The organism is Nakamurella lactea DSM 19367, assembly GCF_000426645.1.
Lineage (GTDB): Bacteria > Actinomycetota > Actinomycetes > Mycobacteriales > Nakamurellaceae > Nakamurella > Nakamurella lactea.
Map to the genome: position 1 here is coordinate 1 of NZ_AUFT01000020.1, position 19,618 is coordinate 19,618.

A 19,618-nucleotide genomic window follows, 5' to 3' on the forward strand; every position below is an offset into this window, starting at 1 on the left:
GATCTCAACTTTGTCGTGCCGGGCAAGTTCGGTGCGACGACCGGCGAGAACACTCTCGTGGTAAGGGATTTGCTCGGCAACGCCACCACCATGGTGTTCACCCTGGGCTGATCAAGGCACCTGGCACAGCCAGGACGGTGGGGTCCGTGTCCCGTCCGGGATGCGGGCCCCACCGTTCGATCTGCCGTTGCCCCAGCGTCCGTGCCCCAAGGCACGGGGATGTGCCCGGGTAGCCGAACCTCGGTTGATGCCCCGTCATGCTCAGCCCGGGGCGCGGCCGGCGACGGCGGACGTCAGCGCGGCGGCGGCCTGCCGGGCGGGCTCGGCGAACGCGGCGAAGTTCCGGGCGCAGTAGTCGTCGTCACAGACGTGCCGGAACGTCACGCCGACGGCGGCCAGCGGTCTGCCCTGGTGGTCGAACGCGGCCGACGCCACCGATGCGGTGCCGGCGGACACCCTGCCGTGCTCAACGGCCCAGCCCCGCTCAAGGGTCGCGGACAGATCGGAACGCAACTGGCCGAGCGTCTGCGGGCCGGTCCCGGTCCGGCTGACGAACGACGAACGGTCCGGGAACAGCGCGCGGACCTGAGCAGCCGGCGAAGCGGCCAGCAGGCTCAGTCCGGTGGCGGTGAGCGGCGCCGGGAGCCGGACCCCGATGTCCGTCACCAGGGTCGGGCCGAACCGGCCGCCCCGCTCCTTGAGCAGGTACAGCATCTGATTGCCGTGCAGCACCCCGAGATGAGCGGTCGGCCCGGCGGCCGGATCGAGTTCGGCCGCCACCGCGGCCAACCGGCGTACCAGCGGCCGCCCCAGTCGCTCCAGTGGCTCGCCGCGCAGATAGGCGGATCCGATCTCGAACGAGGACAGGCCCAAACCCCAGCGACGCTCCGCCGGAAGGTGCACCGCGAAGCCGGCCGCCGCCAGTTCGCCGAGCAGTTCGTAGACGGTTGAGCGGGCCAGCCCGAGCTCGCGGCCGATCGCGGTGGCCGACATCGGGGCCGGCCGGCCCGCGAGCACCTGCAGGACGGCGAGCCCGCGACGCAGTGCCGGCACCGGTGGCCGGCGATCCGCCGTACCTGCGTGTCCGCGGCCCGTGGTCATCTGTCCGGTATACCGGACAGATTCCCAGCTCGGCCACTCGCGCCCGGCCCGCTTCGGGCATCCAATGAGCAGATGCACGCACACCCACCCGCCGATCCTTCGACCGTCACCGTCTCGATCGGGCCGCTGACCGTCGAGCAGGTGGTCGCGGTCGCCCGGCACGGCGCGGCCGTCGAGCTTTCCGCCGCATCGCTGACGGCGATGGCCGAGTCCCGCGCGGTGGTCGACGCGTTGGCTCACGACACCCACCCGCATTACGGCATCTCCACCGGATTCGGCGCGCTGGCCAGCACGCACATCCCGGCAGCTCGCCGTGCCCAGCTGCAGGCCTCGCTGATTCGTTCGCATGCCGCCGGCACCGGTGCCCCGGTGGAGACCGAGGTGGCCAGGGCGCTGATGCTGCTGCGGCTGTCGACGCTGGCCACCGGCCGGACCGGTATCCGGCCGGCGACCGCGCAGCTGTTGGTCGGCCTGCTCAATTCCGGCATCACGCCGCCGGTTCCCGAGTACGGCTCCCTGGGCTGTTCCGGGGACCTGGCCCCGCTGGCGACCATCGCGCTGGCGCTGATCGGCGAGGGTGAAGTGGTCGACTCGAGCGGCACCCGTCGCCCGGCCGCCGAGGCGTTGGCCGCGGCCGGCCTGGCACCGGTGGTGTTGGCCGAGAAGGAGGGCCTGGCGCTGATCAACGGCACCGACGGCATGCTCGGCATGCTGTGCCTGGCCCTGTACGACCTCGAGATCCTGTGGGACACTGCCGATCTCGCCGCTGCCACGTCGGTCGAGGCGCTGCTCGGCACCGACCGGGTGTTCGCCGCCGATCTGCAGGCCCTGCGTCCGCAGGTCGGGCAGGCGACCAGCGCCCGGCGGATCGCGGCGGCGCTGGCCGGCTCGCCGATCGTCGCCTCGCACGCCGGTCCCGAGGACCCGTCGGTGCAGGATGCCTATTCGTTGCGCTGCGCGCCGGCCGTGCACGGCGCCGCCCGCGACACCGCCGGCCACGCCAGGACCATCGCCGAGCGAGAACTGGCCAGCGCCATCGACAATCCGGTGGTGCTGGCCGATGGCCGGGTGGAGTCGAACGGCAATTTCCACGGTGCGCCGATCGCCGCGGTGCTCGATTTTCTGGCCATCTCGGTGGCCGACGTCGCCTCCATCTCGGAGCGGCGAACGGACCGGATGCTCGATCCGGCCCGGTCCCGCCGGCTGCCGCCGTTCCTGGCGCACGAGGTCGGCGTCGATTCCGGGCACATGATCGCCCAGTACACCCAGGCCGGAATGGTCGCCGAACTCAAGCGGCTGGCGGTCCCGGCATCCGTCGATTCGATACCGAGTTCGGCGATGCAGGAGGATCACGTTTCGCTCGGTTGGCACGCCGCGCGCAAGCTCCGCCGCGGGGTCGACGCGTTGCGCCGGGTGCTGGCCATCGAGCTGTTGACCGCCGCCCGCGCGATCGACCTGCGGGCGCCGCTGCTGCCCGGCGCGGTGACCGGCGCGGTGCGCCAGGTGATCCGCACCGTCGTCGACGGCCCCGGTCCGGACCGGCACCTCGCGGTCGAGATCGATGCCGTGGTCGGGCTTCTCGAGGCCGGCGCGGTGACGGCGGCGGCGCCACTGGATGACGCACCTACCGAACGCAGAACGACCACCGACGCTGACGAGGATGCCCGATGACCATCACCTCCGGCCCGCGGCCGGTCCGCTCGCCGCACGGAACCACCCTGACCGCGAAATCCTGGGCCACCGAGGCTCCGCTGCGGATGCTGCAGAACAACCTCGACCCCGACGTCGCAGAGGACCCGGACAATCTGGTCGTCTACGGCGGCACCGGCAGGGCGGCCAGGGACTGGGCCAGCTTCGACGCCATCTGTTCCTCGTTGCGGGACATGGACCAGGACGAAACCCTGCTGGTGCAGTCGGGTCGGCCGGTCGGCATCCTGCGCACCCACGAGTGGGCCCCGCGGGTGCTGATCGCCAACTCGAACCTGGTGCCGGACTGGGCGAACTGGCCCGAGTTCCGCCGGCTGGAACACCTCGGGCTGACGATGTACGGCCAGATGACGGCGGGGTCGTGGATCTACATCGGCAGTCAGGGCATCGTTCAGGGCACCTACGAGACGTTCGCCGCGATCGCCGACAAGTTCGCCGCGGCCGGCCGGCTCCCCGGCGGTGACGGGACCCTGGCCGGCACCCTCACGTTGACCGCAGGACTTGGCGGGATGGGGGGCGCCCAGCCGTTGGCCGTGACCATGAACGGCGGCGCCGTGCTGGCCATCGACTGCGACCCGGCCAGAGCCGCCCGTCGAGTTGAAACCCGCTACCTGGATGTGGTGGCCGACTCGCTGGAGCACGGGATCGAGCTCGCCTCGGCGGCCAGGCGGGATCGGAAGGCGCTGTCGGTGGGGGTGATCGGCAACGCCGCCGAGATCGTCCCCGAGTTGCTGCGCCGCGGGGTGGAGATCGACATCGTCACCGACCAGACCAGCGCGCACGATCCGCTGGCCTACCTGCCGATCGGCGTCGAACTGGGCGACTGGCACGACTATGCGGCCGCCAAGCCGGACGAGTTCACCGACCGGGCGCGGGAATCGATGGCGGCGCATGTCGAGGGAATGGTCGGGTTCGCCGACAATGGTGCCGAGGTCTTCGACTACGGCAACTCGATCCGCGGCGAGGCGCAACTGGCCGGTTACGAGCGGGCGTTCGACTTCCCCGGTTTCGTCCCGGCCTACATCCGGCCGCTGTTCTGCGAGGGCCGCGGGCCGTTCCGCTGGGTGGCGCTGTCGGGGGACCCGAAGGACATCCACGCCACCGACGCCGCTATCCGCGAGCTCTTTCCGGACAACGCGTCACTGCAGCGATGGATGACGCTGGCGCCGGAACGCATTGCGTTCCAAGGGCTTCCGGCGCGGATCTGCTGGCTCGGAGCCGGTGAACGACACCTGGCAGGGCTCCGGTTCAACGAAATGGTGGCGTCCGGAGAGCTGTCCGCGCCAGTGGTGATCGGCCGCGACCACCTGGACGCCGGATCGGTCGCCTCTCCGTACCGGGAGACCGAGGCGATGGCCGATGGCAGCGACGCGATCGCCGACTGGCCACTGCTCAATGCACTGGTCAACACTGCCTCAGGGGCCAGCTGGGTGTCCATCCACCACGGCGGCGGGGTCGGCATCGGCCGGTCGATCCATGCCGGTCAGGTGAGCCTGGCCGACGGCACCGACCTCGCCGCGCAGAAGCTCGAGCGGGTACTTACCAACGATCCGGCGATGGGGGTGCTGCGTCACGTCGATGCCGGCTATCCGGAGGCCGACGCGGCGGCCGAGCGCACCGGGCTCAAGGTTCCGATGAGTCGCCGGGCCGATGAGCCGCAGACCCGATGAGCCGCAGGGCCGATGACGCCGCACACTGATCGGATGAGATCGCATCCACCCGACGGCCGGTTCGGCGGGCTATGGGCCGACCTGGCCGGGATCGGCCGGGACGCGCTGCGCGGCGGCTACGCCCGGCACGGCTTCGACGACGCCGATCTGCAACTGCGCGAATGGTTCGTCGAGCAGGCCCGGCGGCGCGGGCTGGACACCGAGACGGATCGCAATGGCAACCTCTGGGCCTGGTGGGGGAGTCCTGGGCCGAACGCCGTGGTCACCGGGTCGCATCTGGACTCGGTACCCGGCGGCGGCGCCTTCGACGGACCGCTCGGGGTGGTGTCGGCCCTGCTGGCGGTGGACGAACTCCGGTTGCGCGGCGTCCGGCCGGCGGTGCCGCTGGCACTGGTCTGCTTCGCCGAGGAGGAGGGCGGCCGGTTCGGCCTGCCCTGCCTGGGTTCTCGGCTGCTGGTCGGTGCGATCGACCCGGACGCCGCGCGGCGGCTGCGGGACGGCGACGGCATCTCGGTCGCCGATGCGATGCAACGGGCCGGGGTCGATCCGGCCGGAGCCGGCCCTGATCCGCAGCGGCTGGCCGGGATCGGCGCCTTCGTCGAACTGCACATCGAGCAGGGGCGGTTGCTGCGGGCCGCCGATCCGACCGCCGCGATCGGCGTCGGGTCCAGCATCGTCGCCCACGGCCGGTGGCGGATCACCGTGTCCGGTCAGGGCAATCATGCCGGGACCACCGCGCCCCGGGACCGCCACGATCCGATGATCCCCGCGGCCGGCGCGGTGCTGGCCGCCCGCCGGGTGATCCAGGCCCATCCCGGAGCTGTCGCCACGGTCGGCCGGCTGCAGCCGATTCCCGGGGGTACCAACGTGATCGCCTCCTCGGTCGACGTCTGGCTCGACGTTCGGCACGGCGCGGCGGCCGACACCTCGGCGCTGGTCGACGAGATCCTGCACGAGGCGCGCGCCGAGGCCGAGCTGGAGGGTTGTGACCTGCGGGTGCATCGGGAGTCGATGACGGACCAGGTCACCTTCGACCCGGCGCTCACCATGGACCTGTCTGCCCGACTGGGGGCACCGGCGGTCCCGACCGGTGCCGGTCATGATGCCGGGCTGCTGGCTCCCCATGTCCCGACGGCGATGTTGTTCGTGCGCAATCCGTCCGGGGTGTCGCACGCGCCGGACGAGTACGCCGAGACCCAGGACTGCCTGACCGGAGTGCGGGCTCTCGCCGACACCCTCGAAGGGCTGCTGGCCCCCGAGGCAGTGCCCCGGTGACCGTCTTCCGGTGTGCGGCGGCGTGGATCGACAACGCGGTCAGCGGACCGGTGGACATCGTCACCGATCATGGCGTGATCACCGCGATCGGGCCACCCGACACCACCGGCGACGACCAGCCGGAGTCGTTGCCGGGCCTGGTGTTCCCCGGTTTCGCCGACGCCCACTCGCACGTGTTCCACCGGGCCCTCCGCGGCCGGACCCACGGCGCCGATGCGCAGGCGGGAAGCTTCTGGACCTGGCGCGAGACGATGTACGCGCTGGCCGGTCGGCTCGACCCCGACTCGCTGCACGCGCTGGCCCTGGCCACCTACACCGAACTGCTCTGCGCCGGGTACACCGCGGTCGGCGAGTTCCACTACCTGCACCACCGGCCGGACGGCGGCCGGTACGACGATCCGAACGCGATGGGCCTGGCAGTGACGGATGCCGGCGCCGAGGCCGGCATCGACGTCACCCTGCTCGACGTCGCGTACCTGAGCAGTGGGTTCGGCAAGCCGACAGTCGGTGTGCAGCAGCGCTTCTCGGACGGCTCCATCGATGCCTGGGCGGATCGGGTGGCTGCTTTGCCGTCAGCCCTGCGGACCGGCGTCGCCGTGCATTCGGTACGCGCGGTACCCGAGTCCGCACTGGGCTCGGTGGCCGCGGCCGCCGACGGCCGGGTGCTGCACGTGCACCTGTCCGAGCAAGCTGCAGAGAACGAAGCCTGCCTGGCCGCAACCGGCCGCACCCCGGCCGCCCTGCTGCACGGGGCCGGGGTGCTCGGTCCGCGAACGTCGGCGGTGCACGCCACCCACCTGACCGCCGGCGACCTGGGGCTGCTCGCCGGAACGGGCACCACGGCGGTGATCTGCCCGACCACCGAGGCCGACCTGGCCGATGGCCTGCCGTCGATCGCCGCGATGGTGGACGCCGGAATCAGGCTCGCCTGCGGCGGCGACCAGCAGGTGATCGTCGATCCGTTTGCCCAGGCGCGCGGTATCGAGTACGGCGAACGGTCGGCCACCGGCCGGCGTGGCACCATGCTGCCGGCGGCACTGGTCGGGGCGGCCACTGTCAACTCGCACCGCAGTATCGGCTCGCCCGGCGGCTCGATCGAGATCGGGGCTCCCGCCGACCTGGTAGCGGTTCGCACCGACTCGGCGCGGACCGCCGGCGCCGACCCCGATCAGCTGGTGATGGTGGCCGCCGCCGCGGATGTCGCCGTGGTGGTGCGGGCCGGTGAGGTGGTCGCCACGAACGGAATTCACCGTCGGTTCGGCGATCCGGGTGAGATGCTGGGGGCGTCGATCGCCAGGGCATGGCGCTGAGGCGACCACTGGCACCGACAGTACGACACAGTGAGGACAATCCATGGGACACAACGGGTCGGACGAGCAGGGTGGGCGCCGGACCGGCGGCGAGTGGGATCCGGGCGGTTCGCTGCTGCTGCACGGGATGTCCAGTCTGGTCACGGTTGACGAAGAGTCCGGCGAGGGACCGCTCGGCACCGTGCGCGACGGCGCCGTGGTGATCGAGGACGGACTGATCGTCTGGGTCGGCGACGCCGCGACGGCGCCGGCGGCGGACGACGCCATCGATCTCGGCGGCCGTTCGATGCTCCCTGGATGGGTCGACTCGCACTCCCATCTGGTGTTCGCCGGCGAGCGATCGGCCGAGTTCACCGACCGGATGGCCGGTCGCCAATACTCGGCCGGAGGGATCGTGGCGACGGTCGAGGCGACCAGGGCGGCCACCGACGAGGAGTTGCTGGCCGGCGTCCGCCGGCATCTGGCCGAGATGGCCAGGGGCGGCACCACCTGCGTGGAGACCAAGTCGGGGTACGGGCTCACCAAGGCAGATGAACTCCGGTCGCTGCGGGTGGCCGAGCAAGCCGGGGTCGACGCCATCACCTTCCTCGGTGCCCATGTCGTGCCACCGGAGTACCGGGATGCCCCGGACGACTACGTCGACCTGGTGTGTGGACCGATGATGGATACGGCCGCCGATGTTGCCCAGTTCGTCGACGTCTTCTGCGAGGACGGTGCGTTCGACGACGCGCAGGCGCGCCGGGTGCTGGCTGCCGGAGAGCGGCACGGCCTGCGGCTCAAGGTGCACGGGAACCAGCTGGACCGGGGACCGGGGGTGACGCTGGCGGTGAGTGCCGGAGCCATCTCGGTGGACCACTGCACGTTTCTGTCGGACGAGGACGTCGACGCCCTTGCCGCCTCCGAGACGGTGGCCACCCTGTTGCCGGCCACCGACCTGTGCACCAGGCTCGGCCCCGCACCGGCCAGGGAACTACTGGACGCCGGCGTCACGGTCGCGCTGGCCGCCAACTGCAATCCGGGCTCCGGCTACACCTCGTCGATGTCGCTGGTGGTCGCCCTCGCCGTGCTGCAGTGCCGGATGACGATCGACGAGGCGGTCCGGGCCGCCACCCGGGGTGGGGCGACGGCGATCGGACGCGACGACGTGGGGATGATCGCGGTCGGCCGGCGCGCGGACCTGCACGTCATCGACGCACCCGGCCCTGAGTACTTCGCCTACCGGGTCGGGGTGCCGCTGACGGCTGCGGTCTGGCGCAAGGGCGTCCGGGTGGTCTGACCGGCGTTCGGGCTTGCCGGCGATCCCAAGCCTGCGGGGCACCCTTCAGTGGACGTCGGCCGCCAATGCGACGTCGAAGCCGGCGCCGTTGCGGGCCACACCCATCAGCAGGATCGCGGCCCATTCAAGGACCGGCGCCATCTCCAGCCCTCCCGCGTCGAGAGGCCGGATGTCCAAGCTCGCCAGAAATTCCGCGACACGTGCCCTCGCCTCGGCACCCTCGCCGACCAGAAACGCATCCAGTGGCTTGTCCTGCGCCAGGACGTGGCCGAAGATCGTATTCAGCGCCTTGACGACAGGTGTGCCCTCGGGCGCGACGGCGGCGATCTCCTGGGCCGCCGACGTGCCAGTGGTGGTGGCAAGTCCGGTGGCGTCGGCGTTGAACGGGTTGGAGATGTCGACGAGGATCTTGCCGGCCAGCGCGTCGCCGTAGTGCGTGACCGCGTCGACCGCGCCCCCGTAAAGCACGGCCACGATGACGATGTCGCCCGCCGGCCTGGTGCCGTAGGTGCCGACGGTGGCTCCGTTGCCGATCTGGTCGGCGAGTGCCTGGGCCTTGGCGGTGTTGCGGCTCATGAGTTCGACGGTGTGACCGTGCTTCGCGGCCCGGGTGCCGATGGCGGCAGCCATGTTGCCCGAGCCGATGATGCTGATGGTGGTCATGATGTTCCTCCGTTGTGTCCGGGTGGGTGGAGTGTCGGAGCGCCAAGGTGAGGCACCCCTCCGATCGTTCGTCCGTGGTCAACCGGAGGGATGCCTCATATTATTCCGGAGGAGTGCCTCATCTTTGCGAACGCTCGCAGAAGCGGAGGCCACCCTCAGCATCGTTGGTAGACTGGCGAAGTGAGCCAGGCTGACATCGAGCAGGTGCGGCTGCCCCGCCGCCGCGACGCGCAAGAGCGCCGTGACAAGCTCATCGCCGCGGCGCAGCGCGAGTTCGCCGTCCGCGGCGTCGATGCCTCCTTGGAGAAGATCGCCCGCGACGCCGGCGTCGCCATCGGCACCCTGTATCGCCACTTCCCCACGCGCCTCGACCTGCTGCTGGCAGCCTTTGAGCCTCGGCTGCAGGAGTTTCTCGACGGGGCCAAGAAGGCCCTGGAGCGGGACGATCCCTGGGAAGGGTTCGTCTGCTACCTGGAGAACCTGTTCGGCATGCAGGCGGGGGACCGAGGCTTCAACGACTTCCTCTCCCGCCGGTTCCCCGGTCATGCCAACACCGAACGGATCCACGACCAGATGTGCCGACAGATCCAGGACGTGCTCACCCGAGCCCAAAATGCCGGCGTTGCTCGCCCCGACATCACCCAAGGCGACATCGTCAACCTCATCTGGTCCAACGGCAGGATCATCGACGCCACCAGGGCCGCGGCGCCCAACGCCTGGCGCCGATACCTCTACCTCATGCTCGATGCCTATCGGGCCGAGCGAGCACATCCGATCCCCGAGCCGCCGATGACGGACGAGCAGCTCTATGACGCCATGGTCCAGCTCAACGAACGGGAGTAGGGGTCAGGGTCGGCGTTCTCCGGAGCCGCGCTCGATCAGGGTCGTGGGCAGCACCACGGTCTGTGCCGGATGGTTGACGCCCTCCAACCGATCCAGCGCGAGCCGGGCGGCGGTGCGGCCCATTTCCTCTGCGGCGTAACCGATCACGCTGACCCCGAGAACATCGGACAGCTCGAAGTCGTCAAACCCGATCAACGCCGGCAGTTTCCGGGCCGCGGATTCCGGATCCCGGTGCGCCCTGGCGTCCAACCGGCCGTCGATCCTGGCCTGTTGCAGCGCCCGCAGTGCGCCGGCGGTGATCCGGTTGTTCAGGGTGAACAGGGCGGTCGGCGGGTCCGGCATGTCCAGCAGTTGATCCACCGTGGTCTGCGCGGCGGCCACGTCATGGGCATCGGGCCGGAACAGCTCGCGCCAGTCGTCGATCCCGGCGTCGGACATGGCATCGCCGACGCCATCGATCCTGGCCTGCTGGGTGGCCAGCCGGGACAGGTCGGCGACCACGCCGATCCGCCGGTGGCCACCGGCGATCAGGTGCCGGACGGCGTCGCCGGCACCCGTCCGGTTGTCGATCAGCACGGTGTCGGCCTGGACGCCGACCGGTGGCCGGTCGACGAACACCAACGGCACGCCGCGGCCGGCCTCGTCGGCCAGGTGGGTGTGGTCGGTCGACGACGAGGCGATCAACAGCGCCCGAACACGGCGCTGTAACAGCGCATCGATCAGATCCTGTTCGGCGATCGGGTCCTCGTCGGTGCTGGCGGTCACCAGTTGCAGGCCCCTGGCCCGCAATTCCCGTTCGATCCCGCCGGCCACGGTGGCGTAGAAGGGGTTCGCCAGGTCGCCGGTCACCAGTCCGACCAGGTTGGAGGTTCCGCCCTGGCGCAACTCCGAGGCCAATGCGTTGAGTCGGAAGCCGACCTGCCGGGCGGCGTCGTGCACCCGTACCGCCGTCGCCGCCGCCACGTAGCCCTCGCCCCGCAGTGCCCGGGACGCGGTCTTGATGCTGACCCCGGCCACGGCAGCGACCTGGCGCAACGTCGGTCGGCCAACGTTGTTCCGGTCGCCGCCACCCTCGCTCATGACGGGGATCATTCCACCAGTGGTCGCGATCGGGTGACCGACCGTGCTCCCGGTGTCGGGCGGGTCCGGCGATCGGGTGGTGTGGACGACCGCTCGCCGTAACGGATGGCGGGGATCGAAGGCCCCCTGAAACCGCCGCCGATCGGCCGGTTGACAACGTTGACAGGACCCGGTCCCGACTGTTGTGATGCTCGGCAAGGTGTCACCGATCACGTGTGCGCCCGACCCGGCTGTGGAGGCTCGACGATGAGACCAACGACTTCACCCGCACCCCGATTCTTTGCCGGAGGCCGGCCGCCGGCCGCCAGGAACCGATGGAGCCGCGGCCCGGCGGCGCTGGCCTCGGCGGCCGCGCTGGTGATCGGGTTGTGCCTGCCGGGCGCCGCGCAGGCGAGCGCGCCGATCTCCGACACCGCCGCAGCGGCCGTCGAGCCGGCGGTCGCAGCACCATCCGACTCGGGATCGTTCACCACCTCGTTCGAGCAGGGCCAGCCACAGCCCGCCGTGTCGACGGCGGAGATCGGGGCCGACGGGCAACCCCGGCAGCACAACGTCAGCGGCAAGGCGACCGGCGCTGGCAGCCTGCTCGGCCTGGTCACCGGCGTCACCGCCAGTGCCGAGAACCCGCCCGGTGAGCCGGCGACGAATCTCGCCGACGCGAACCCGGACACGAAGTGGCTGGCGTTCGCCGCCTCCGGCTGGGTGAGCTATCAGCTGTCGATCCCCTCCAAGGTGGTCAGCTACTCGATGACGTCCGCCAACGACGCACCGCAGCGCGCGCCGAAGGACGTGGTCCTGCAGGGCTCGGACGACGGCTCCGATTGGACCGATCTCGACACCCGCACCGACATCGAATTCGGCGACGACCCGTTCATCACCCGGACGTTCGACGTTGCGGCTCCCGGCACCTTCAGCCACTACCGGCTGAAGATCAACGCGGTGCACTCCGGCTCGATCGTGCAATTGGCGGACTGGGACATCTCCGACGGCAGCACCGGCGGCGGCGAGGTCACCCCGATGGTCAGCGCCGTCGGTTCCGGGCCGATCTCCGGGCTCAACATCAAGCCGCTCACCGGCTGGACCGGCGTGCAGGCGCTGCGATATTCGGGCGGACACACCGACACCGGGGCCGGATTCGCCTGGAACCGGCTGTTCGACGTCGACATCGCTGTCGCGGCAGACACCGAGTTGTCGTACAAGATCTTCCCCGACATGGTCGCCGGGGACCTGACCTATCCGTCCACCTTCAGCGCCATCGACCTGCACTTCACCGACGGGAGCTACCTGTCCGACCTGAAACCGACGGACTCTCACGGGATCACCGCGTCGCCGAGTGGTCAGGGCCTCGGCAAGATCCTGTACTCGTCCCAGTGGAACGCGGTGACGGTCGATGTCGGTGCGGTGGCCGCGGGCAAGACGGTGGACCGGATCCTGGTCGGCTACGACAACGTCGCCAACGAATCCGCCCACACCCGTTTCGGCGGCTGGATCGACGACCTCAGCGTGGCACCCGTGCCCGCGCCGGTGGACGGCACCGATTTGACCAACTATGTGGACGTCCGTCGTGGCACCAACGCCTCCGGCTCGTTCTCCCGGGGCAACAACCTGCCGATCAGCGCGCTGCCCAACGGGTTCACCTTCCTGACCCCCGTCACCGACGCCAACTCGCAGACCTGGCAGTACTACTACCAGGCACAGAACAACGACCAGAACCTGCCGGTGCTGCAGGGGCTGGCCGTCTCGCACGAACCGAGCCCGTGGATGGGCGACCGGAACCAGATGTCGGTGATGCCGTCGATCGCCGATGGCGTGCCGACCGGCAATGCCGACGACCGCGGGCTGACCTTCGACCACGCCACCGAGACCGCCCACCCGGACTACTACCGGGTGCAGCTGGCCGGCGGCCTGGTCGCCGAGACCACGCCGGCCGATCACGGCGGCGAGATGCGATTCACCTTCCCGGACAGCGCATCGGCCGGAAAACTGGTGGTGGACACGATCGACAACAGCGGGGCGTTCACCGTCGACGCCGCGTCGAGCAGTTTCTCCGGCTGGGTGGACAACGGCAGCGGACTGTCCGCCGGCCGCAGCCGGATGTTCGTCTACGGCACCTTCGATGCGCCGATCACCGGCAGCGGCACCGCCCCGAACGGGCACACCGGCACCCGTTACGTCAGCTTCGACACCCAGGCCGACAAGCAGGTGACGCTGAAGCTCGCGACCTCGTTCATCTCGCTGGACCAGGCCGAGCACAACCATGCGCTTGAGTTGGCGGACAACGACTTCGACACGGTGCGGGCGGCCGCCAACGCCAAGTGGAACGCCCGGCTTGGCGTGCTCGAGGTGCAGGGCGCCAACGAGTCGGAAAAGCTGGCCACCTACTCGAACCTGTACCGGCTCAACCTGTATCCGAACTCGCAGTTCGAGAACACCGGCACCGCGGCGGCGCCGCACTACCAGTACGCCAGCCCGGTGTCGGCCAAGTCCGGTGACGCCACCACCACCAAGACCAACGCGAAGCTGGTGGACGGCAAGATCTACGTCAACAACGGCTTCTGGGACACCTACCGGACGGTCTGGCCCGCCTACACCCTGCTGTACCCGGAGGTCGCCGCGGAGATCGCCGACGGCTTCGTCCAGCAGTACCGCGACGGCGGCTGGATCGCCCGCTGGTCCTCGCCCGGCTATGCCGACCTGATGACCGGCACCAGCTCGGACGTGGCACTGGCCGACGCGTACCTCAAGGGCGTCGCCCTGCCGGACCCGCTGAGCACCTACGACGCCGCGCTGAAGAACGCCACCACGTTGTCCGGCCGCAGTGCCGTCGGTCGCAAGGGACTGTCCACCTCGATCTTCAAGGGCTACACCGCGAATTCCACCGGCGAGAGCGTGTCCTGGGGGCTGGAAGGACTGATCAACGACTACGGCATCGGCAACATGGCAGCGAAGCTGGCCAAGGATCCGTCGGTGCCGGCGAGCCGCAGGGCGGAGCTGGCCGAGGAGTCCGAGTACTTCCTCAAGCGCTCCACCGACTACGTGAACCTGTTCGATCCCTCGACGGAGTTCTTCCGTGGTCGTAATGACGACGGAAGCTTCCCGGCGTCGTTCGATCCTCGCGACTGGGGCGGCGACTTCACCGAGACCAACGGCTGGAACTTCGCCTTCCACGCACCGCAGGACGGTAACGGACTGGCCAACCTCTACGGCGGACGAGCGGGCCTGGCAGACAAGCTGGACGAGTTCTTCGCCACCCCGGAGACCGCCACCCACCCCGGCGGCTACAACGGCGTGATCCACGAGATGGTGGAGGCCCGCGACGTCCGGATGGGCATGCTCGGGATGAGCAACCAGGTCTCGCACCACATCCCGTACATGTACGACTACACCGGCGAGCAGTACAAGACCGCCGCGAAGGTGCGGGAGATCCTGCAGCGGCTGTACGTCGGCAGCGAGATCGGCGAGGGCTACCCCGGTGACGAGGACAACGGCGAGATGTCGTCCTGGTACCTGCTGAGCACCCTGGGCATCTACCCGCTGCAGGTCGGATCCTCCGCCTGGGTGGTCGGGTCGCCGCAGTTCAGCAAGGTGACCGTGCACCGCACCCAGGGTGACCTGGTGGTCAACGCCGATGGCAACTCGCACAGCAACATCTACGTGCAGTCGCTGAAGGTCAACGGTAAGAAGCACACCAGCGTGTCGATCGACCAGGCGGATCTGACCGGTCCGGCCACCCTGGACTTCAGCATGGGCGCCCAACCGTCCGACTTCGGCAGCAAGCCGCAGGACGCCCCGTTGTCGCTGACCACCGGCAGCGCGAAGCCGTTGCCGCTACAGGACGCGACCGGCGAGGGGATGGGCGTGCCGAGCGCCATCGACGGTCCGGCCGATGGCGTGCAGACCGACGTCAGCGCGCTGTTCGACGACAACTCGGCCACCGCCGTCAGTTTCGCCGGAGCCACCCCGACCGTCAGCTACCAACTGACCGGCCTGACCCAGCGGGCCACCTGGTACACCCTGACCTCCGGCCCGAACCCGGGCGACCCGGCGGCCTGGAAGGTGCAGGGCTCCAAGGACGGTACGACCTGGAAGACGTTGGACACCAGGACGAACCAGGCCTTCCAGTGGCGCACCCAGACCCGCCCGTTCGAGTTGGCCAAGACCGGCACCTATGCCTATTACCGGCTGGTGGTGACGGCCAGCACGGGGGCAGCGACCCCGAACCTGGCTCCGCTGAACCTTTCCGAGGTCGAGTTCCTCACCGACGGCACCCACGCCGGCAAGGGCAAACTGCACGCGGTCGGCCGTAGCGACCTGGAAACCGTGCAGGGGCAGCAGTTCTCCGGCACCGTCGCCACCCTCTCCGGAGGCAAGGGCACCGTCCCGGCGGACTTCACCGCCACCATCGACTGGGGTGACGGCGCCAGTACCGTCGGCCAGGTGCTCGCGGGCCGGCTCGGCACCTTCACCGTGAAGGCATCGCACACCTTCGCAGCGCCCGGCTACCACCGGCCGATCATCACGGTCCGCGACTCCAGTGGGCTGTCCCGGGCTGCCATCGGTATCACCGTGCACTACGCGCTGATGCCGTCGTATGCGGCCGGGTTCAACCTGGTCTGCATCGGGGACGTGGGAACCGAGGTGCCGTGTGACGGCCGGAATGCCGGGATCAACCGGGTCGCACTGACGGCCGCCGGCGGGGTACCGGGCCGGGCGATCGGCGTACCGGGCACGGATCTGACGTTCACCCTTCCGTCGATCCCCAAGGGCGAGCCGGACAACGCCACCGGTGACGGCCAGACCCTGCCGGTGACGCTGGCGCCTGGCGCGACCCAGTTGTCGTTGATCGGCACCGGCACCCAGAAGAACCAGGACACCGTCGGGGTGGTGACCTTCACCGATGGCAGCACGGTGGACTACCCGATCCAGTACGGCGACTGGTGTGGCGGCGCGCAGTTCGGCAACATCGTGGTGCTGCAGATGTCCAACCGGCTCAATGGAACCGGTACGGACGGCTGCCAGGCGAAGCTGTTCGCCACCAAGCCGTTGACCCTGCCGGCCGGAAAGACGGTCGCCTCGATCACCCTGCCCGTGCAGACCGGCGATCCGGTCAGCGCCGGCCGGATCCACGTGTTCGCGGTGGCGGACAACGGCTCCGCGCTGCAGCTGACGCCCGGACCCAACCGGACGCTCCGGCCGCTGGCGAACACCAGCGTGCTGCTGGGCACCATCAGCGGCGGGGTGCCCGGCGCCGACGGCTACCAGGCGATGGTGCAGTGGGGCGACGACTCGGCCACCGCGCCGGCGCAGGTCTCCGCCACCGACGCCAACGGCGTGGCGACCATCAGGGGCAGCCACTCCTACCGCACCGTCGGCGAATACTCGGTGCACCTGGTGGCGGCCGATCAGGCCTCCGACGCGGTGACCCAGTTGCAGATCACCGTCGGCAAGGGGGCGCCGCCGGCGCCGTCGGCCCGCTCGGCCAGCGGCAGTTCGCGACCCGGTCGGGCACTCACCGTGCGGGGCAACGGGTTCCGGCCGGGAGAGAGCGTCTCCGTGGCACTCGGCAGCGGTCCGGTCAGCCGGCAGCAGATTGCCACCGGCCAGGACGCGGCGAGCGCCAGCAAGACGGTGAAGGCCGATGCCAACGGCAGCGTCGACGTCGACCTCACCGTGCCGTCCGCTGCCCAGGAAGGTCTGTACGCGGTGACGATGCGGGGTTCGGCGTCGGAGTCGGTGGCCACCGACACCGTCACGGTGGCCCGGCCGGAGCCGGCCAGGGTCTACCACCCGCAGGCGCTGGTCAGTTCGGACGCGGGCCTGCGCGGTCAGTTGCTGCGGACGGACGCGAACTCGTTCGCGGCGAACGAATGGGTGACCGTCAGCTTCGACGCCGCCGTCATCGGCCGGGTGCGAGCGAACAACGACGGGGTGATCACCGACCTGCGGGTCACGGTTCCGACCGACGCCAAGGCCGGCCGGCACCGGATCACCTTCAGCGGTGGCTCGTCCGGTGCCAGCACCGAACGGCGGTACACGGTGCTGGTGGACCCGACACCCGGCGCCGGGACTGCGGGCACCGGATCGTCTGCCCCGCAGAGCAGCGGCGGTGGCCGATGACCGGCGACCATCAGGTCAGTCGTCGGGCCGCCCTGGTCGGGTTGGCCCTTGCGGCCGGGTCGGCCGGTGCCGCGCTGGCCGGCTCCCCGGCCGCCGCCGGGGTCCGGTCGGACCGGCCGACCGACCCACGGTCGACCATCCGGCGGACGACCGGTGTCGGCTCGCGGCCCGGCGGCACCGACGCGACGTTCTACAACGACGCGTCGGTACCGGCCGCCGACCCGTATGTCCTGTTCGACAAGGGCTCCGGCTACTACTACGCATACTCGACCGACGGCGCCCAGACCGGGACTGACGGGACCCCGTTCGCCTTCGGCGTCTATCGGTCCGCCGACCTGGCCACCTGGGAACACCTGGCCGGTGGCGCACTGCCGTTGAACGAGCCGAACCGGTGGGGCAAGGATTGGTTCTGGGCGCCGGAGGTCTACCACAACGAGACGACCGGGAAGTACTTCCTGTTCTATTCGGCCCGGCAGCGCGACAACGTGGCGCGCGACTTCGGGTACGCGAACTTCGAGGAGCCGTCCAAGGTGGGCGTCGCGGTGGCCGACTCGCCGGCCGGGCCCTTCCACACCATCACGTCAGCGCCGTTGGACTATTTCCCCTACGACCCGGACTATCACGACGTCAACCTGATCATGGACGCCACGCAACGGAAGCCGCCGGCCACCCTGGAGCAGGGACAGACTGCGCCGTTGGGCACCTATATCCCGTTCATCGACCCGAACGTGTATTTCGACGACGACGGTCGGATCTATCTGTACTTCTCCCGTAACGCCTATCGGAATTGGGTCTGGGACACCGATCTGGGCAAGTACATCGAGGAATCGAACATCTATGCGGTCGAACTGACCCGCGACTGGTGGGACGACCCGTCCGGTGGCACGAAGCCGACGATCACCGCTGCCTATCGCAATGCGAACCTCCGTCCGGGCGCACCGCCCGGTGCACGACGCGATGGCTACGTGCCGATCCTGAGCTACTCCGCCGACAAACAGGACTGGGAGAACGCACATGTCAACGACTACGCGACCAGCGGCGGTGCGAAGAAGGACCGTCGCTGGGAGGAAGGGTCGAGCACTTTCAAGCGGACCGTCCACCCGAACGGCGACGGCGGTACGGAAGCCGTGTACTACCTGACCTACTCGGCGAACAACTTCGAGAACTCGTTCTACGGCGTGGGCTACGCGACGGCGCGCAGCCCGTTGGGTCCGTGGCGCAAGTACAGCGGCAATCCGGTGCTGGCGCAGGATCCGTCGTTGCCGGAGTACTCCACCGGGCACGGCTCACCGGTGCTGTCGCCCGATGGCCGAGAGGCCTTCTACGTGCATCACGGGCGATCCAGTACCACCGGTGGGCGGCGGCTCTACACCGACCGGATGGAGCTGTCGGGTCGGGATGCGAACGGTGCTCCGGTGTTGTCCATCGAGCAGTCGGTGTCGGACACCCCGGTCCCGTCGGGCGTCGCACCGTATTCGATCAGTGCGGGCAAGCGGGTCCTGCTGGTGGCTGTCGGCACCCCTACGACCGTAACGGTGACGGTCCGCAGCCGGACCGGAGCGATGCTGCCGCTGACGAACCCGTTGAACCGCACCAGGTTTGTCGTCAGTCAACCGGATCGGGTCCAGGTCGCCTCGGACGGAACCGGCCAACTGACAATCACCGCGCTGCGGCCGGGGGCCGCGTCGGTGACGGTCACCTACCAGCGCAAGGTGGCTGCCGGTGGCTTTGTCGACGTCCACCAGTCCGGCCGGCCGGTGAGCACCGTCATCACCGTGGTCGGTCGTCCGGCGCACGGCTGACGGCTCCCGCCACTCAGCTGCTCTGCTCGAGGGTGGCATCGAGGAAGGCCAGCGTCCGGTGCCAGGCGTCTTGTGCGACGCCGGCGTCGTAGGTGCCGGCGATGGTGTCGTTGAAGAATGCGTGGCCGACGGCCGGATACACCTTGGCGGTGAACTGGGCGCCGACGCCGGCCATCGAGCGCTCCAGATCCGGCAGCGAGGCCATCAGCCGCTCGTCCTGATCCCCGTAGAAAGCCAGTACCGGGCAGTGGATCTCGCCGACGGCCTCGGGCGGTGGGGGAGAGCCGTAGAACGGGACGGCGGCCTTCACCCGGTCGTCGGCCGCCGCCAGCGCGAAGGCGTACGTCCCGCCGAAACAGAAGCCGACGACGGCGATCCGGCCGGCGACCCGGGAGTCGGCGGCCAGTTCGTCGACGGCGGCCGACAGCGACGCGACCGCCCATTGCGCGTATCCGGGCTCGTGGGTCGGAGCCATCGCCTCTCGCATCCGGGGCTGCGCCAGGGTCCGCTCCGCCGCATCTGACGAGCTGCGCAGCCGCTGCAGTTCGCCGCCGGTCTCGGGGGTGATGCCCACGCCGCTCAACAGATCGGGGGCGAGTACCAGGAAGCCGGCAGCGGCGAATCGGTCTGCCACGTCGATGACGTGATCGGCGAGCCCCCAGATCTCGTGGATCAGCACCAGCCCGCCGGCGCAGTCCCCGCTCGGCTCGGCGCAGTACGTGTGGACCTTCTCGTCCCCGACCTCGATCATCGTCATGCCGTCATCGTGCCCGC

At 69.9% G+C, this 19,618-nt stretch carries 12 protein-coding genes; 8 read left to right on the top strand and 4 right to left on the bottom strand.

Features of this window, described 5'->3' with window-relative positions:
- Positions 1–261: 261 nt before the first annotated feature.
- The gene (locus tag K340_RS0118475) at positions 262–1,101 is read right to left on the bottom strand and encodes an IclR family transcriptional regulator (protein WP_051266804.1); all 840 of its coding nucleotides are present in this window, start codon (positions 1,099–1,101) and stop codon (positions 262–264) included.
- Between the two features lie 72 nt (positions 1,102–1,173).
- Here K340_RS0118475 and hutH point away from each other — a divergent pair, with 72 nt between their 5' ends.
- From hutH to hutI, 5 genes are all read left to right on the top strand, one after another.
- Positions 1,174–2,772, top strand: a complete 1,599-nt coding sequence (hutH, locus tag K340_RS31375) for a histidine ammonia-lyase (RefSeq protein ID WP_051266806.1) — start codon at positions 1,174–1,176, stop codon at positions 2,770–2,772.
- The gene (locus K340_RS0118485) at positions 2,769–4,478 is read left to right on the top strand and encodes a urocanate hydratase (RefSeq protein ID WP_029137797.1); all 1,710 of its coding nucleotides are present in this window, start codon (positions 2,769–2,771) and stop codon (positions 4,476–4,478) included. The genes hutH and K340_RS0118485 overlap by 4 nt, the downstream gene beginning before the upstream one ends.
- A 33-nt stretch (positions 4,479–4,511) precedes the next feature.
- Entirely contained in the window at positions 4,512–5,753 is a 1,242-nt protein-coding gene (locus K340_RS0118490; protein ID WP_051266808.1) for an allantoate amidohydrolase, read from the top strand.
- Entirely contained in the window at positions 5,750–7,063 is a 1,314-nt protein-coding gene (locus K340_RS0118495) for a formimidoylglutamate deiminase (RefSeq protein WP_029137799.1), read from the top strand. Before K340_RS0118490 ends, K340_RS0118495 begins: the two co-directional genes overlap by 4 nt.
- Before the next feature lie 127 nt (positions 7,064–7,190).
- Entirely contained in the window at positions 7,191–8,339 is a 1,149-nt protein-coding gene (gene hutI / locus K340_RS0118500; protein WP_037365618.1) for an imidazolonepropionase, read from the top strand.
- A 45-nt stretch (positions 8,340–8,384) separates the two neighbouring features.
- Here hutI and K340_RS0118505 read toward each other — a convergent pair whose 3' ends face one another.
- Positions 8,385–9,002: an NADPH-dependent F420 reductase gene (locus K340_RS0118505; protein WP_029137801.1), complete on the bottom strand. Its 618-nt coding sequence runs from the start codon at positions 9,000–9,002 to the stop codon at positions 8,385–8,387.
- Positions 9,003–9,182: 180 nt separating this feature from the next.
- Here K340_RS0118505 and K340_RS0118510 point away from each other — a divergent pair, with 180 nt between their 5' ends.
- Positions 9,183–9,845, top strand: a complete 663-nt coding sequence (locus K340_RS0118510; protein ID WP_029137802.1) for a TetR/AcrR family transcriptional regulator — start codon at positions 9,183–9,185, stop codon at positions 9,843–9,845.
- Positions 9,846–9,848: 3 nt separating this feature from the next.
- On the opposite strand, the gene K340_RS0118515 is transcribed toward K340_RS0118510, so the two are convergent.
- Entirely contained in the window at positions 9,849–10,925 is a 1,077-nt protein-coding gene (locus K340_RS0118515) for a LacI family DNA-binding transcriptional regulator (RefSeq protein WP_029137803.1), read from the bottom strand.
- A 246-nt stretch (positions 10,926–11,171) separates the two neighbouring features.
- On the opposite strand from K340_RS0118515, the gene K340_RS31380 reads away from it, so the two are divergent.
- Both K340_RS31380 and K340_RS31385 read left to right on the top strand, forming a co-directional pair.
- A complete protein-coding gene (locus K340_RS31380; RefSeq protein WP_084614643.1) occupies positions 11,172–17,042 on the top strand; it encodes a GH92 family glycosyl hydrolase in 5,871 nt (1,956 codons plus the stop codon).
- Entirely contained in the window at positions 17,039–18,844 is a 1,806-nt protein-coding gene (locus tag K340_RS31385) for a glycoside hydrolase family 43 protein (RefSeq protein WP_051266810.1), read from the top strand. The genes K340_RS31380 and K340_RS31385 overlap by 4 nt, the downstream gene beginning before the upstream one ends.
- Positions 18,845–18,857: 13 nt before the next feature.
- Here K340_RS31385 and K340_RS31390 read toward each other — a convergent pair whose 3' ends face one another.
- Entirely contained in the window at positions 18,858–19,601 is a 744-nt protein-coding gene (locus tag K340_RS31390; RefSeq protein ID WP_051266863.1) for a dienelactone hydrolase family protein, read from the bottom strand.
- Between the last annotated feature and the right edge of the window lie 17 nt (positions 19,602–19,618).

Excerpts from the sequence above, each read along its gene's own strand:
- K340_RS0118515 (WP_029137803.1), bottom strand. The coding sequence starts at position 10,925 with ATGAGCGAGGGTGGCGGCGACCGGAACAACGTTGGCCGACCGACGTTG.
- K340_RS0118505 (WP_029137801.1), bottom strand. The coding sequence starts at position 9,002 with ATGACCACCATCAGCATCATCGGCTCGGGCAACATGGCTGCCGCCATC.
- hutI (WP_037365618.1), top strand. The coding sequence starts at position 7,191 with ATGTCCAGTCTGGTCACGGTTGACGAAGAGTCCGGCGAGGGACCGCTC.
- K340_RS0118475 (WP_051266804.1), bottom strand. The coding sequence starts at position 1,101 with ATGACCACGGGCCGCGGACACGCAGGTACGGCGGATCGCCGGCCACCG.
- K340_RS31380 (WP_084614643.1), top strand. The coding sequence starts at position 11,172 with ATGAGACCAACGACTTCACCCGCACCCCGATTCTTTGCCGGAGGCCGG.
- hutH (WP_051266806.1), top strand. The coding sequence starts at position 1,174 with ATGCACGCACACCCACCCGCCGATCCTTCGACCGTCACCGTCTCGATC.
- K340_RS0118490 (WP_051266808.1), top strand. The coding sequence starts at position 4,512 with ATGAGATCGCATCCACCCGACGGCCGGTTCGGCGGGCTATGGGCCGAC.
- K340_RS0118485 (WP_029137797.1), top strand. The coding sequence starts at position 2,769 with ATGACCATCACCTCCGGCCCGCGGCCGGTCCGCTCGCCGCACGGAACC.
- K340_RS31385 (WP_051266810.1), top strand. The coding sequence starts at position 17,039 with ATGACCGGCGACCATCAGGTCAGTCGTCGGGCCGCCCTGGTCGGGTTG.
- K340_RS31390 (WP_051266863.1), bottom strand. The coding sequence starts at position 19,601 with ATGACGATGATCGAGGTCGGGGACGAGAAGGTCCACACGTACTGCGCC.